The following is a 14,850-nucleotide window of genomic DNA, read 5'->3' as shown; positions in this document are numbered from 1 at the left end:
ATTTTAAATACAGTTTAAATAAAAAAGAGTCCCGAAATTTCGGGACTCTTTTTTTATGCTTAAAAGCCTTGAAAAAGTCTTACAATGTTCCTCTCAGCATCTGCTCTCTTTCGATAGATTCGAACAACGCTTTAAAGTTACCTGCACCAAATCCTCTGGCACCCATTCTCTGGATTACCTCAAAGAATAAGGTTGGTCGGTCTTCAATAGGCTTGGTGAAGATTTGCAGTAAATAACCTTCCTCATCAGCATCAATCATAATACCCAGTTTCTGAAGCTCATTGATGTCTTCCTTAAACTTGTCCATATGATCCTTTAATCGTTCCGGAATCGCGTCGTAATACGCTTGTGGAGGCGTGCTCAGGAACTCAATCCCACGCGAACGCATATCGGCTACCGTTTTTAGGATATCATCGGTAGCTACAGCAATGTGTTGTACTCCTTCATCCTCATAAAAATCTAAATATTCTTCAATCTGGGAACGTTTTTTACCGTTTGCAGGCTCATTGATTGGGAATTTGATTCTTCCGTTTCCGTTAGACATAACTTTAGACATCAAAGCAGAATACTCTGTGGTAATCTGTTTGTCGTCAAACGAAAGGAAATTCACAAATCCCATCACATCCTCAAACCATTTTACCGCTTCATTCATTCTGTTCCAGCCAGTATTTCCAACCATATGGTCTATAAATTTCAATCCAACCGGTTCCGGATTGTAATCCGATTTCCATTCCTTGTATCCTGGCAGGAAGGCTCCTTTATAATTTTTACGTTCCACAAAAATGAATACGGTTTCCCCATACGCACCATAGATTCCCGCACGTACAACCTCACCATTTTCATCTTTTTCAACAACGGGTTCAAAATAAGGTTTTGCACCACGCTTGGTGGTTTCTTCAAATGCCGAACGGGCATCTTCTACCCAAAGCGCAATAACCTTAACACCATCTCCGTGTTTTTTTACGTGTTCACCAATAGGGGAATTACTGTTCAACGCTGTAGTTAAAACCAAACGGATTTTGTCCTGCTTCAACACATAAGAAGCGCTTTCCCTGTTTCCGGTTTCTAGACCTGAATAGGCATACGATTGAAACCCGAAAGCTGTTTTGTAAAAGTGGGCTGCCTGTTTGGCGTTCCCCACATAAAATTCTACGTAATCTGTTCCCAAAAGCGGCAGGAAATCCTGTGCGCCTTCGAATATTTTTTCAAGTCCGTATTCAACGGATTTTATTTCTTTTGACATAATGCTGATTTTTAGATAAAGTTGAGTTTAATGTTGTTTTTTAGCCCGGATGGGAGCAAGCTACCATGTAGCGCGGACAGCCGGATTAGCTCCTAATTATTCTACCCACGATTTGTAATACTGCCCGTCGTCCAATCCCATCGCTTCTTCTGTTACCATCAACGGACGGAAGGTATCGACCATAACGGCCAATTCCTGAGTGTCTTTGTGGCCAATACTGCGCTCCATTGCACCTGGCGCTGGACCGTGTGGAATCCCTTTTGGATGCAGCGTGATATGCCCAACCTCAATATTATTTCTCGACATGAAATCACCATCAACATAATACAACACTTCATCGCTGTCAATGTTACTGTGGTTGTATGGTGCAGGAATCGCTTTTGGATGGTAATCGTACAATCTTGGGACAAACGAGCAAACGACGAAAGTCGCAGTCTCAAATGTTTGATGCACTGGTGGCGGTTGATGCACACGACCTGTAATCGGTTCAAAATTATGGATGCTGAAACCGTATGGGAAATTATAACCATCCCAGCCTACAACATCAAAAGGATGCGTAGCATAAACCACTTCGTGCATCATGCCTTCCTTTTTGATTTTGATGGTGAAATCACCTTTTTCGTCATAGGTTTCCAGTTCATTTGGCAATTTAAAATCACGCTCGCAAAATGGCGCGTGTTCCAAATGTTGGCCCGATGAATTTTTGTATCGTTTTGGTGTATAAAAAGGCGTATAAGACTCTACATAGAACAAACGGTTGTCCGAGCTTTCAAATTCGATTTGGTAAATCATTCCGCGTGGAATGATCAGGTAATCTCCGTATTCAAAAGGGATATTTCCCATCATGGTGCGGAGTTTTCCCTTTCCTTTGTGGATGAAAAGCATTTCATCGGCGTCGGCATTTTTGTAGAAATAGCTGGTCAAAGATTTTCTTGGAGCAGCAAGCCCGATGATACAATCACGGTTGACAAGCATTGCTTTTCGGCTATCTAAAAAATCATCTTCGGGCTTTAATTCAAAACCTTTCAAAAGCAATGATTTGATGTTTTTGCCTATGGCAATTTTTGGCTCAACCGAATAGGATTTTGCAATTTCCTTGACCTGTGTTGGCCTGTGGACATGGTACAACAGCGAAGAATGCCCGTGGAATCCTTCAGTTCCAAAAAGCTGTTCGTAATACAAACCGCCATTTGGTTTTTCAAACTGCGTGTGTCTTTTTTGTGGAAAATCGCCAAGTTTATGATATAGTGGCATTACTTAAATATTTAAATATTAGACATTCATTTACGATTGGGTGCCGTAAATCATTCCGGATTTCTTTTAATCAGGAATTTTAAATGTGCCAATAGATTATCCCATTTTTTCATCTAACAAATATCGGAAAAATTTAAATTTAGGGCTTCTTAATTGTGAAATATTTATAAAAGCAAAAGGCACCGAAAACTCGATGCCTTTGCTATTCTATTTGCTGTTATTCTTTATCGCCGTTATTAAGGCGGCTATTTTTCCTACTGTATCCAAAGTATACAATAAAACCAATAGCCAACCAGCCAATAAGCCTCAACCAGTTGGTCCAACCTAAACCATAAATCATCGCAAGGCATACAATAATACCAAGGATTGGCACAAATGGCACAAACGGTGTTTTAAATTCGCGTTTCATCTCAGGATGTGTTTTTCTCAAAACAATAACCGAAATACAAACTAAAATAAACGCAAACAATGTTCCGATACTCGTCATGTCACCCACAATGTCACCCGGAATGAATGCTGCAAAAAGACCAACAATTACCAATATCACTAAGTTGGCTTTATAAGGAGTTTTGAATTTTGGATGGATGTCGCTAAATGCTCTTGGCAATAAACCGTCTTTCCCCATGGAATAGAAAACCCTTGATTGTCCCAATAACATAACAAGAATAACCGACGTGAATCCGAATAGGATAGCTACAGTTACAAACTGGGCTAACCAGTTATAACCTGGCATTGCTGAGATAATGGCATTAGAAACCGAAGCTTCTTTTCCACCGTTTCTGAAAAACTCTACATCTTCAAGACCGGTCAAAACGTGCGCAAAAAGAATATATAAAATGGTGCAGACTGCCAATGAACCTAAGATTCCGATAGGCATATTACGCTTAGGATTTATGGTTTCCTGGGCAGCGGTACTTACCGCATCAAATCCGATGAAGGCGAAGAAAACGGTTCCCGCAGCGCCAAGTATACCCATGATTCCTCCAAAGTTATGACCCACGCCGGCTTCATCTACATAAGTTGAAGTAGGCGGAATATAAGGTGTATGATTTGCTGAGTCTATAAAATGCCATCCGAAAACAATAATCAAAACTACAATGGAAACCTTTGTAATTACGATAATTCCGTTTACAAATGCAGATTCCTGCGTCCCTTTAATTAAAAGCAGACTAATCAATCCTACAATAACAAAAGCAGGGATATTCATTATTCCACTAACGCCATCTGCTGAACTCTGGAAAGGGGAATGTGACCATTCATACGGAATTGGGCTCACATGGAGCACATTGACCAGCAGGTTATTGAGGTATTCACTCCACGCAATCCCTACAGTCGCGGCTCCAACAGCATATTCCAAAATCAAATCCCAACCAATGATCCACGCCAATAATTCACCCATGGTTGCATAAGTGTAGGTATAGGCACTTCCGGAAATTGGAATGGAAGAAGACAATTCGGCATAACACAATCCTGCTAAAGCACAACCAATAGCGGCTACAATGAATCCGATTGTAACTGATGGCCCGGCATTCTGAGCTGCTGCCGTAGCGGTCCTAACAAAAAGCCCGGCACCAATGATTGCTCCAATTCCTAAGGCAACCAATGACCAGGCAGTCAAGGTTCGTTTTAATCCTTTTTCAGATTCTGACGCTTCTTCAAGCAAAAGCGCCATGGGTTTTCTTTTCCAAATAGACATATAGTGGTTTTTTAGTTAATAGTTTATTAGCTTCAAATATAGTTTTTTATTTTAATACTGATAAAAAGTAAATCCGTTTGGATTAAAATGAGAATCCAACGCTAAAATAAGCATAACCCTTTCGCAACTCAGGAGACCAGGAATATTTTATTTCAACAGGTCCAAGTATCGACTCCAAGGCATATCCAATTGCGTAGCCATTATAAGTTGGTTTGGAAAGCCAATTCCCGTTTTCAAACAAACCGTCTTCGGCGTTGGCATAATTTGCCGCAAAATTGATGTGGTTTTTTTTGTAAATCTCATAATCCAGGGTAAAACACGACTTGATATAGCTATCGGCAGCAATGCTTAAAAAATCATAGCCATAAAAATGCTTGAAGTTGTTGATGGTATTGAATCCGGAACCTCCCAAAACAAAATCAAAAAAGTGTACACTGTCCTTACCAATGGTAAATCCGCCTTCCGACTCCACTTTGAGGGTCAGTTTTTTATAAATGGTCCGTGCAATTCCAATCTGTCCTTTGGCAATCGAATAACGGCTGAATTCCCTGGTATAATCAGAGGAATGTAGATACGACTGTATGTCGCCATTAAACATCCAGCCTCTTTTAGGAAAGAGCCTGTTGTCAAAGGAATCGTAAGTGGCATACCCAAAAACACTCAGGTAGCTGCTGTTCTCAAATGTTGGATTTGTCCCGATTAGGTTCTCGGATTTTATTTTTAGGAATTTGTGTTCCAGTCCGGCTCCAATTAGGAATTTCTGTATGAAAACCGTCTGCATATACGCCTGATTGGTCAAATCCTGAAAATCAATATTGATGCTGTTGAGCCCTAACTGCTGTAATAATGCACCGTCCCTAAAATCGGTAGTGACATTTTTGTTGAAGGTATTGTAGCGTGACTTCAGCCCAAAGCTCCAGTAAAAACCGTTATCGATATAATAATCCAGATTGTAGCGAATGTTATCGCCAAGCCCAAGGTCAAAGGAAAGCACGTCGTTTTTAAAGAGGGATTTTTTCTGGGTAATGTTGGCCAAAACGGCGCTTTTGTACAAGCCATCATAATGAAGCCCAAATTTCAAAAAGGTTGTGGTTGGATTTTCCGTAAGGGATAATTTCAGTTCGTCTTCACCTTCCTTACCTTCAATGGTGTAACTGATCCTGCTGAAGTTTTGCGTGGCGTTGATGTTGTTGATTCCTGTCTGCAGGTCTTTGTAGCAGATGGTTTTTCCGTTTTTGAAATTGAGTTTACCTAAAACATAAGCCCTGGTATAATTGTCTAATTTGTTTATCGAGATGTTTTTTATCCTTAACGAATCCGAAGTAACTTTTAAATTATTGATTTTGTAGTTCCCGGTCGTGTCTGCCAGTTTTTTGATCTGCTCATATACTACAAATGAAGATTCTTCGCCTTTTTTGACAATTTCCCTTCCGGCATCAAATGAAATCACACCATAATCAGAAACATTAGGTTTGATGTAGATATCGGTAAGTTTCTGTTTTTCCTTCATCGATTTGATCATATCCAGATTGGTAATCTGAACCAAAATCCGGGTTGCATCCTTGAGGGAATTGCGGTCTTTTAAATCATCCTGCACATCAACACCAATTACAATATCGGCACCCATTTTCCGGATTTCCTCGACGGGATAATTGTTTACAACACCACCGTCAATCAATAATTTTCCATCAATTTCAACCGGGGAAAACAACGAAGGAAAAGCCGAACTTGCCAGCATTGCCTGCGCCAGGTAACCTTTGTTCAAAATTACCTCTTCGCCTTTTTCAATATCGGTGGCTATGCATACAAAAGGAATTGGGAGTTTATTGAAATCATCCACAAAGCGCACTTTGTGCGTCAGTTTTGACAACAGGCTGTAATTATACATCCCTTTGGAATAGGCAATCGGAATCCCGAATTTGAACTTGTTGAACGGCAGCGTAATGGCATACATCTGGTCGTTCCGCTTTTCGTAAAAACTTTTGGAAGAACGCGGAATGTAATCCTGCAGCAGTTCGTCAAAATCGGTATTGTAAAAAATGGAATCAATTTGTGTGGCGCTATAACCCGAAGCATACAAACCGCCCACAACTGCTCCCATGCTGGTTCCGGCAATGTAATCAATTTTTACTCCGGCCTGTTCCAAGACTTTTAAGACTCCAATGTGTGCAAATCCTTTCGCACCACCACCACTAAGAACCAAACCAATTTTTGGTCTTTCTTTCTTTTGGGTTTCTTGTGCAACAATAGCCTGAAGGAAAAAGAGACCAATCAGAACGAGCATTGTTTTTTTCATAGAAAGGGTTAGGGTTTGCTTATGTTGTAAAATTCGGAAATTTTTTTGGCTTTTGATACTCCGACAACCTCAGAAATTTCTTTTTCGGTGGCTAATTTCAATCTTTTAACACTTTTAAAATGTTTTAGCAACGTCAGCATCGTCTTTTCACCAATTCCCGGTATTAATTCTATGGTCGAATTCAATGCCGATTTGCTGCGCTTGTCGCGATGATGGGTAATTCCGAAACGGTGTGCTTCGTTTCGCAACTGCTGTATGACTTTTAATGTTTCCGATTTTTTGTCCAAATACAATGGCACTGAATCACCGGGATAAAACAATTCTTCCAGTCGTTTGGCAATTCCGATAATGGCAATTTTTCCGCGTAAGCCTAATTCATCAATGCTTTTCAAAGCCGAAGATAATTGTCCTTTTCCGCCATCAATAATAATTAGTTGGGGCAATGGCTGGTTTTCATCCAAAAGGCGTTTGTAGCGCCTGTAAACGACTTCCTCCATTGAGGCAAAATCATTTGGTCCTTCAACAGTTTTGATATTAAAATGGCGGTAATCTTTTTTGCTCGGCTTTCCATCCTTAAAAACCACGCAGGCCGAAACCGGATTGGTTCCCTGGATATTCGAGTTATCGAAACATTCGATATGCCTTGGCTCAACCGAAAGGCGTAAATCCTTTTGCATCTGTGCCATAATTCGGTTCGTGTGACGTTCCGGATCTACAATTTGGATTTGCTTTAACTGCTCTAGCCTTTGATATTTTGCATTGCGTTGCGAAAGTTCCAGGATTTGTTTTTTGTCTCCCAATTGGGGAACAGTAACTTTTATACTCGGGCCAAAATCCAAGGCAAAAGGAAGGATGATTTCCTTTGAAGTCAGATGAAAACGTTCGCGGAGTTCAACAACGGCAAGTTCCAGAAGTTCTTCATCGGTTTCGTCGAGTTTCTTTTTGAGTTCCAGGGTAAATGAGCGGATAATGGCGCCATGCGAAATCTGCAGAAAGTTGACATAAGCCATAGCTTCATCGGACACAATTGAAAACACGTCTATATTTGAAATCTTCGGATTCAAAACCGTAGAATACGACTGGTAATTTTCTAAAACTTCAATTTTCTCTTTTATTTTTTGGGCAGCCTCAAACTTCATTTCCTTCGCATAATCATTCATCTGCTTTTTGAAATCGCGCAAGCTGTCCTTGAAATTCCCTTTTAGGATTTGACGGATTGCATCTACCTGTTTTTGATAATTTTCCAATGTTTCCAATCCTTCACACGGACCTTTGCAATTCCCGATATGATATTCCAAACAAACCTTGAATTTATGGGCTTTGATATTGGCTTCGCTCAAATCATAGTTGCAGGTTCGAAGCGGATATAATTCCTTAATCAAATCCATAATCGTATGCACGGTCTTGAAAGTAGTGTAAGGGCCAAAATATTCTGAACCGTCCTTTATCATCCTCCGTGTTGGAAAAATCCTTGAGAAAGGTTCTTTTTTGATGCAGATCCAAGGATAGGTTTTATCATCGCGCAATAACACATTATAGCGAGGCTGGTGTTTTTTGATAAGGTTGTTTTCCAACAAAAGTGCGTCCTGTTCTGATGAAACCACGATGTGTTTAATCGTGACAATCTTCCTAACCAGCACATTGGTTTTGGCATTGTCATGGAGTTTGTTGAAATAGGAGGAAACCCTTTTTTTGAGGTTTTTGGCTTTGCCGACATACAGTATCTTACCTTCCTTATCGTAATACTGATAAACGCCGGGATTGTCTGGCAGCGATTGTATCTGAAGTTCGAGAGAAGGAGTTTCCATTTAAGATTTAAGGATACGGATTGACCTCAAAGTTATAAAAATTAAAGTATTTTTGAATCATGAACAAAAAAGAACTCAGGGCAAAATACAAAGCAATGCGTCTGGAATTATCGCCTGAAGAAATCGAAGATAAAAGTTTGGCCATAGCCAACAGGATCCTGCAGTTGGATATTTGGGAGAAAACCTATTTCCATTTGTTCCTGACTATTGAAGAGCAGAAGGAAGTGGAAACCGAATTCATCCTTCAGGTATTGGCAGGAAAGGACAAGGAAATTGTGGTATCGAAAACCAATTTTGATACGTTGGGCATGACCCATTATTTGCTGACCGACAATACAAAATTTCAAAAAAACCAACACAACATTTACGAACCGGTTGACGGCATTGAAGTTCCAAATGCTAAAATTGATGTGGTTTTTGTACCGCTTCTGGCTTTTGATAAAAAAGGACACAGAGTGGGTTACGGAAAAGGCTTTTACGATATTTTCCTGTCCAAATGCAATGATGAAGTCGTTAAGGTTGGTTTGTCTTTCTTCGAAGCAGAGGAAGCCATTGACGGCGTTTTTGCAACCGATATCCGTTTGGATTACTGTGTTACCCCAACTACGAACTATGAGTTCCGATAGACGTTTTCTTAGCAAACGCTTTTTTGTTGAACACAATCAGGATACCAACACCAATTGATATTGCCATATCGGCAATGTTGAAAATGGCGTTAAAGAATTTGAATTGCTGTCCTCCATAAACCGGAAGCCATTTTGGGAATGTTCCTTCACAAATAGGGAAATAGAGCATATCGACCACTTCACCATGAAACCAGGACTGATATGGTTTGTCTGTAAAGATTTCGGCTAATTGATGATGGCTGTCGCTGAATAGCACGCCATAAAAAACAGAATCGAGGATGTTGCCAACAGCGCCTGCAAATATCAGCGCAATGGCAACCATAAGGTAACTGGAACTGTGTTTGGTACTTGCATCATAAAGCCAATAGCCAATCCCAAAAACGGCTAAAATCCTAAAGCCGGTTAGTATTGCTTTGCCATAAGCTCCGGGAATTTTTGTTCCCCATGCCATTCCGTCGTTTTCAATGAAATAAATCCTAAACCAATCAAAAACATGAATTTCCTCACCGAGGATAAAATTCATTTTGATATAGATTTTGACAAATTGATCAACCAGCAGGACAATTGCGATGATTAAAACAGAATTCCTTAATGACATTTTTTGGATTTTAATTACTTCGTACCGTTCGGGTTTTCAGCTTACGGTGGCGCAAAAATAGTATTAATTTTCTAAAAAATAACGCTCCATTTTGGAGCGTTACTTAATTAATAGTAAAGTTGTTATCGTTGTAAATTTTTAGCTTCAATACTCATTGTAGCGTGAGGAACTATTTTTAATCGCTCCTTGCTGATCAACTTTCCGGTTACTTTACAAACGCCGTATGTTTTATTTTCAACACGGAAAAGTGCATTTTTCAAATCGCGGATGAACTTCTCCTGACGGATTGCCAGCTGCGAATTTGCTTCCTTAGACATGGTTTCGCTTCCTTCTTCAAATGCCTTAAACGTTGGCGATGTATCATCTGTACCATTGTTTAAGTCGTTCATGTAAGCGCTTTTTATCAATTCCAGGTCGGCTTTAGCCTTTTCCATTTTTACTAAGATAATTTCCTTGAACTCTGCTAAATCAGCATCTGAGTATCTCATTTTTTCTTCTACCATCTTTGTTCTATTTTGAGATTAATATTTTGGTTTTTATATTGTCAAATTCTATTTCTGTAGCATTATCCAAATCGGCTGCAAAATCCAACGTTTCAGTTAGTGTCTCTGATTTGATATATGTTACATTTGTTTTTACCGCTTTTTCAAGCTCCTCATTTTGTTGTAACCGGACTTTAATTTTATCGGTTACTTCAAATCCACTGTCTTTTCTAATGTTCTGGATTCGGTTAACCAATTCCCTTGCAATTCCCTCGTTTTTCAATTCTTCGGTCAGCGTAATGTCTAACGCAACGGTTATGCCATTAGCATTGGCAACCAACCAACCCGGAATATCCTGTGAAGAAATTTCAACGTCCTCGGATGTTAAAATTATACTATTTCCTGAAATAACAAGCGACAGCTCGCCATTGCGGTCCAATTCGTTTATTTGTTCTGCAGAAAAATTCTGTATCTCTTTGGCAATCAAACCCATATCCTTGCCGAAACGAGGTCCAAGTGCCTTGAAATTTGGCTTAATCTGTTTTACCAATACGCCTGAAGCATCATCCAGAAGTTCGATTTCCTTAACGTTTACTTCGGCTTTTATCAGGTCGGAAACCGCATTGATTTCAGCCTTGAAATTATCGTCAAAGGCAGGAATGATAACCTTTTGCAAAGGCTGGCGTACCTTGATCATTTCCTTCTTTCGAAGTGATAAAACCAGTGACGAAACCGTTTGCGCTTTCATCATTTTGCTTTCGAGTGATTTATCAACAAAGTTTTCAACCGAAACCGGGAATTTTGCTAAGTGCACACTTGTAAATTCCTCAGAATTAGTGGTGTTAACCAAATCACTATACAATTTGTCCATAAAGAACGGGGCAATTGGTGCAGATAGTTTAGCAACGTTGATCAAACAGGTATACAATGTTTGGTAAGCCGCAATTTTATCGGTGCCGTATTCGCCCTTCCAGAATCTTCTCCTGCACAAACGAACATACCAGTTACTCAGGTTTTCCTGAACGAAATCAGAAATGGCTCTTGCTGCTTTTGTTGGTTCGTAATCAGCGTAAGCTTCATCAACCGTTTTTATCAATGTATGCAGTTCGGATAAAATCCAACGATCGATTTCAGGTCTTTCGTTTAATGGAATTTCCGCTTCGGCATATTTAAATCCGTCGATGTTAGCATATAACGCAAAAAACGAATAGGTATTGTATAAAGTCCCGAAAAACTTACGGCGGACTTCGGCAACACCTTCGATATCAAATTTCAAATTGTCCCACGGATTTGCATTGGCAATCATGTACCAACGCGTAGCATCAGGACCATATTCAGCCAAAGTGGTAAATGGATCAACAGCATTTCCTAGACGTTTGGACATTTTTTGTCCGTTTTTGTCCAGAACCAAACCATTTGAAACCACATTTTTGTAAGCAATAGTATCAAAAACCAAAGTCCCGATTGCGTGTAAAGTATAAAACCAACCACGCGTCTGGTCAACGCCTTCGGCAATAAAATCAGCTGGAAAGTCTTTGTTCTCGTCGATTTTGTCCTTATTTTCAAACGGATAATGCCATTGTGCATAAGGCATGGCACCCGAATCGAACCAAACGTCAATCAAATCGGTTTCTCGTTTCATTGGTTTTCCAGAAGGAGAAACCAAGGTAATATTGTCAACTACATTTTTATGCAAATCAACCAAATCATAATTGGATTCAGCCATATTCCCGATTTCAAAACCTTTGAACGGGTTGGATGTTTCTACTCCGGCCGCAATTGCTTTTTCGATTTCATCGTACAGTTCTTCTACCGAACCAATACAGATTTCTTCCTGTTTGTCTTCGGTTCTCCAGATTGGCAAAGGAATTCCCCAATATCTTGAACGCGACAGGTTCCAGTCGTTGGCATTTTTCAACCAGTTTCCGAAACGGCCTTCACCGGTTGCTTTTGGTTTCCAGTTGATGGTTTCGTTCAGGTCGAACATTCTATCTTTTACATCAGTAACCTTGATAAACCAGGAATCCAATGGGTAATATAACAATGGTTCATCCGTTCTCCAGCTGTGTGGATAACTGTGGACGTATTTCTCAACCTTAAAGGCTTTGTTTTCTTCTTTTAAACGAATAGCGATTTCGACATCGACTGACTTTTCAGGAGCGGTCCCGGCATCATAATATTCGTTTTTCACATATTTTCCAGACAAATCACCCAAACCTTGGATGAATCTTCCCTGTAAATCAACTAGTGGAACGGGATTTCCGATTTCGTCTAAAACCAACATTGGTGGAACTTCGGGTTTTGCTTCTTTGGCAACCTTGGCATCATCGGCACCAAAAGTCGGCGCAGTATGGACCACTCCGGTTCCGTCTTCAGTCGTAACGAAATCTCCAGAAATCACCCTGAAAGCATTTTCAGGAGTTTGATAAGGCAATGCCAACGGCATCAATTGTTCGTATCGGATTCCGATTAAATCCTTTCCTTTGAATTCGGTTAAAACCTTGAATGGAATGGTTTTGTCTCCGGCTTTATAATTAATGAAATCGTCATCGCTTTCGCTTGCCGCAAATCCTTTTCCGAATTGCTTTCCGACCAGATTTTTAGCCAAAACAACATTTACCGGCTCGAAAGTATATTGGTTGAAAGTCTTCACCAAAACATAATCGATTTTTGGACCAACGGTCAATGCTGTATTACTTGGCAACGTCCATGGCGTGGTCGTCCAGGCTAAAATGTGAACGGTTCCAAATCCCTGTAAAAAGCTCGGTAAGGTCTCTGATTTGGTTTTGAATTGCGCCACAACTGTTGTATCCGTTACATCACGGTAAGAACCTGGCTGATTAACTTCGTGAGAAGATAATCCGGTTCCGGCTTTTGGTGAATACGGCTGAATGGTGTAGCCTTTGTATAGTAAATCCTTGTTGTAAATCTGTTTCAACAACCACCAAACCGACTCCATGTATTTGGATTTGTAGGTTACGTATGGATCTTCCATATCTACCCAATACCCCATTTTTTCGGTAAGGTCATTCCACACGTCGGTATAACGCATAACCGTACGTTTACAAGCTTCGTTGTATTCTTCGATGGAGATGGTTTTCCCGATATCTTCTTTGGTGATTCCTAATTCTTTTTCGGTTCCTAATTCAACAGGAAGACCGTGGGTATCCCAGCCCGCTTTACGTTTAACCTGGAAACCTTTCTGGGTTTTATAACGACAAAAAATATCCTTAATCGCACGAGCCATTACGTGGTGGATTCCTGGCAAACCATTTGCAGATGGCGGACCTTCAAAAAACACGTATGGCGTAGCTCCCTCCCGTGAAGTTACGCTTTGCTCAAAGACATTATTTTCTTTCCAAAATGCAAGAACTTCCGAGGCTACGGTAGGCAGGTCAAGTCCTTTGTATTCAGTAAACTTAGTACTCATTTTTGTCGTTTTCTTAAATCAGTCTGCGAAAGTAATAAATAGTTATGAGTTATGAGTTATGAGCGGTAAGTTTTTGCATTAGCGTTTTAATACACTATCCATACACTATCTATGCTTTATCTATGGAGTATCTATGGAGCATCTATGTAGGAGCTATGAAAAGCCTAATCCTTTTTAGTTCTATATAGTTCTGATTTATGCAAAAACCTCCTTTAAAACCTCGAGGGATTTTGGTTTTTTGAAACCATCAAGATGGGTGGTATAATACTGCAATAGGATTTTAAGCAGGATTTGGCGTTCGATTCCGGCAAACACTTTTTGGTCTGAGTCGAATTTTAAGGCAAGCAGTTTTTTGAACAGGAAGGTTTCGTGTTCGGAAAGGCAATCCATTCCCTGAAAAGTTGAAAAAACACCCTCTTTAGTATCAAAAAACTTCAAATCAATTTCAGAAGTGTCGGGATAAAACCCAAGGAATTTGGTCATCTCAAGCAGTAAAATCAAATGGAAATTTGCCATTTCATCGTGTGCATCGAGCCAAAGCAGCGCCGATTCGAGGAAGTCAAACAGGTTTTCGTTTTTTTCCTCTTCGTGGATGCTGTGATGAATGATTTCAGAAAGGAAAATGACGATGGTGCTTTTGACAATATCGGTAGAAATGGTCTGGTAGGCGTGAGCCAATTTGATTTCCTTAAAATGCTCCAGTGTTCCTTTATTCTTGTGGTTGGCTTCGATTTCCAACATCGATAAAGGCTGGAAGTAAGCTATTTTCTGGTTTGATTTTTTTGCCGAAAAGGCATTGGGTACAAAATAACTTTTCAAACCATCGGATTGCGTGAGGCATTTCACTATCAGGCTTTTTTCCTGATATTTTAACGATGAAATGACGATGGCTTTGGTTTTGACCTGCATAACCGATTACTTTGATTCAATGCTGCTAAAGACAGCTTTATGTAAGCTCTTATTAAGATTGAATGACAAACCAACCCTGTGGTAACCGATGTCGGTTAAATTCCCATCGTTGAGTGGAATTCCGTAGCCATAAGTGAGGCTTGCCCAGCCACCAATGGATAGCCCTATTTCGGGGATAATCCTGAACTCAGAATTCTTGTCCTGAAAATAATTGGCTGCAGTCAATTTTAAGTCCAATCCCAATATGGCATATTCATATCCTATTTTGGGCGCTATCGTCCTGTGCAAATCAGATTCCAGACCAATTCGAAATCCTGAAACCCCAATTATTGGTGTTTTGGGATGTGGCTCAGTGGTAATGCATCCCATAAAAAGATTTGCCTCAAGAAATGTATTTCTTTGTTGGATTACACCAGGTGAAAATGCAAAACCAAAATGGCTGTTGTGAGTAGGCTCTTTTTCCTGGGAATATCCCAAAAAACAGAAGAGTAACATTATGAAGGATAGC

At 40.0% G+C, this 14,850-nt stretch carries 11 protein-coding genes; 1 reads left to right on the top strand and 10 read right to left on the bottom strand.

The features are described from left to right. Window positions 1–79: 79 nt before the first annotated feature. The 5 genes from hppD to uvrC all read right to left on the bottom strand — a co-directional run bounded on the left by hppD (window position 80) and on the right by uvrC (window position 8,297). On the bottom strand, window positions 80–1,243 hold the full coding sequence (gene hppD, locus L1S31_RS03640) for a 4-hydroxyphenylpyruvate dioxygenase (protein WP_236462286.1): 1,164 nt from the start codon (window positions 1,241–1,243) through the stop codon (window positions 80–82). Window positions 1,244–1,339: 96 nt separating this feature from the next. Further along, window positions 1,340–2,497 carry a homogentisate 1,2-dioxygenase gene (locus L1S31_RS03635; protein ID WP_236462283.1) on the bottom strand — a complete coding sequence of 386 codons (1,158 nt, stop codon included), beginning with the start codon at window positions 2,495–2,497 and terminating at the stop codon, window positions 1,340–1,342. Between the two features lie 217 nt (window positions 2,498–2,714). Continuing rightward, window positions 2,715–4,193, bottom strand: coding sequence for an amino acid permease (locus L1S31_RS03630; RefSeq protein WP_236462280.1), 1,479 nt, complete (start codon window positions 4,191–4,193; stop codon window positions 2,715–2,717). Between the two features lie 82 nt (window positions 4,194–4,275). Continuing rightward, on the bottom strand, window positions 4,276–6,489 hold the full coding sequence (locus L1S31_RS03625) for a patatin-like phospholipase family protein (protein WP_236462275.1): 2,214 nt from the start codon (window positions 6,487–6,489) through the stop codon (window positions 4,276–4,278). Window positions 6,490–6,497: 8 nt separating this feature from the next. Continuing rightward, window positions 6,498–8,297 (bottom strand): excinuclease ABC subunit UvrC, encoded by a 1,800-nt coding sequence (uvrC, locus tag L1S31_RS03620; RefSeq protein WP_236462272.1) that lies wholly within the window; start codon window positions 8,295–8,297, stop codon window positions 6,498–6,500. 59 nt (window positions 8,298–8,356) lie between these two features. On the opposite strand from uvrC, the gene L1S31_RS03615 reads away from it, so the two are divergent. Then, window positions 8,357–8,923, top strand: a complete 567-nt coding sequence (locus L1S31_RS03615) for a 5-formyltetrahydrofolate cyclo-ligase (RefSeq protein WP_236462268.1) — start codon at window positions 8,357–8,359, stop codon at window positions 8,921–8,923. On the opposite strand, the gene L1S31_RS03610 is transcribed toward L1S31_RS03615, so the two are convergent. The 5 genes from L1S31_RS03610 to L1S31_RS03590 all read right to left on the bottom strand — a co-directional run bounded on the left by L1S31_RS03610 (window position 8,901) and on the right by L1S31_RS03590 (window position 14,837). Next, window positions 8,901–9,521, bottom strand: a complete 621-nt coding sequence (locus tag L1S31_RS03610) for a lipoprotein signal peptidase (RefSeq protein WP_236462265.1) — start codon at window positions 9,519–9,521, stop codon at window positions 8,901–8,903. The genes L1S31_RS03615 and L1S31_RS03610 overlap by 23 nt on opposite strands. 122 nt (window positions 9,522–9,643) lie before the next feature. After that, window positions 9,644–10,024, bottom strand: a complete 381-nt coding sequence (locus L1S31_RS03605) for a TraR/DksA family transcriptional regulator (RefSeq protein ID WP_236462261.1) — start codon at window positions 10,022–10,024, stop codon at window positions 9,644–9,646. Window positions 10,025–10,031: 7 nt separating this feature from the next. After that, window positions 10,032–13,433 (bottom strand): isoleucine--tRNA ligase, encoded by a 3,402-nt coding sequence (ileS, locus tag L1S31_RS03600; RefSeq protein ID WP_236462259.1) that lies wholly within the window; start codon window positions 13,431–13,433, stop codon window positions 10,032–10,034. A 195-nt stretch (window positions 13,434–13,628) separates the two neighbouring features. After that, complete coding sequence (gene recO, locus L1S31_RS03595) at window positions 13,629–14,342, bottom strand: DNA repair protein RecO (protein WP_236462257.1); 714 nt, start codon at window positions 14,340–14,342, stop codon at window positions 13,629–13,631. Window positions 14,343–14,348: 6 nt separating this feature from the next. Further along, a complete protein-coding gene (locus L1S31_RS03590) occupies window positions 14,349–14,837 on the bottom strand; it encodes a hypothetical protein (RefSeq protein WP_236462254.1) in 489 nt (162 codons plus the stop codon). Between the last annotated feature and the right edge of the window lie 13 nt (window positions 14,838–14,850).

Source organism: Flavobacterium wongokense, from assembly GCF_021608265.1.
In the GTDB taxonomy this organism is placed as follows: domain Bacteria; phylum Bacteroidota; class Bacteroidia; order Flavobacteriales; family Flavobacteriaceae; genus Flavobacterium; species Flavobacterium wongokense.
Note: the sequence above shows the minus strand (reverse complement) of the source record. Positions and strands in the feature narration are given on the sequence as shown.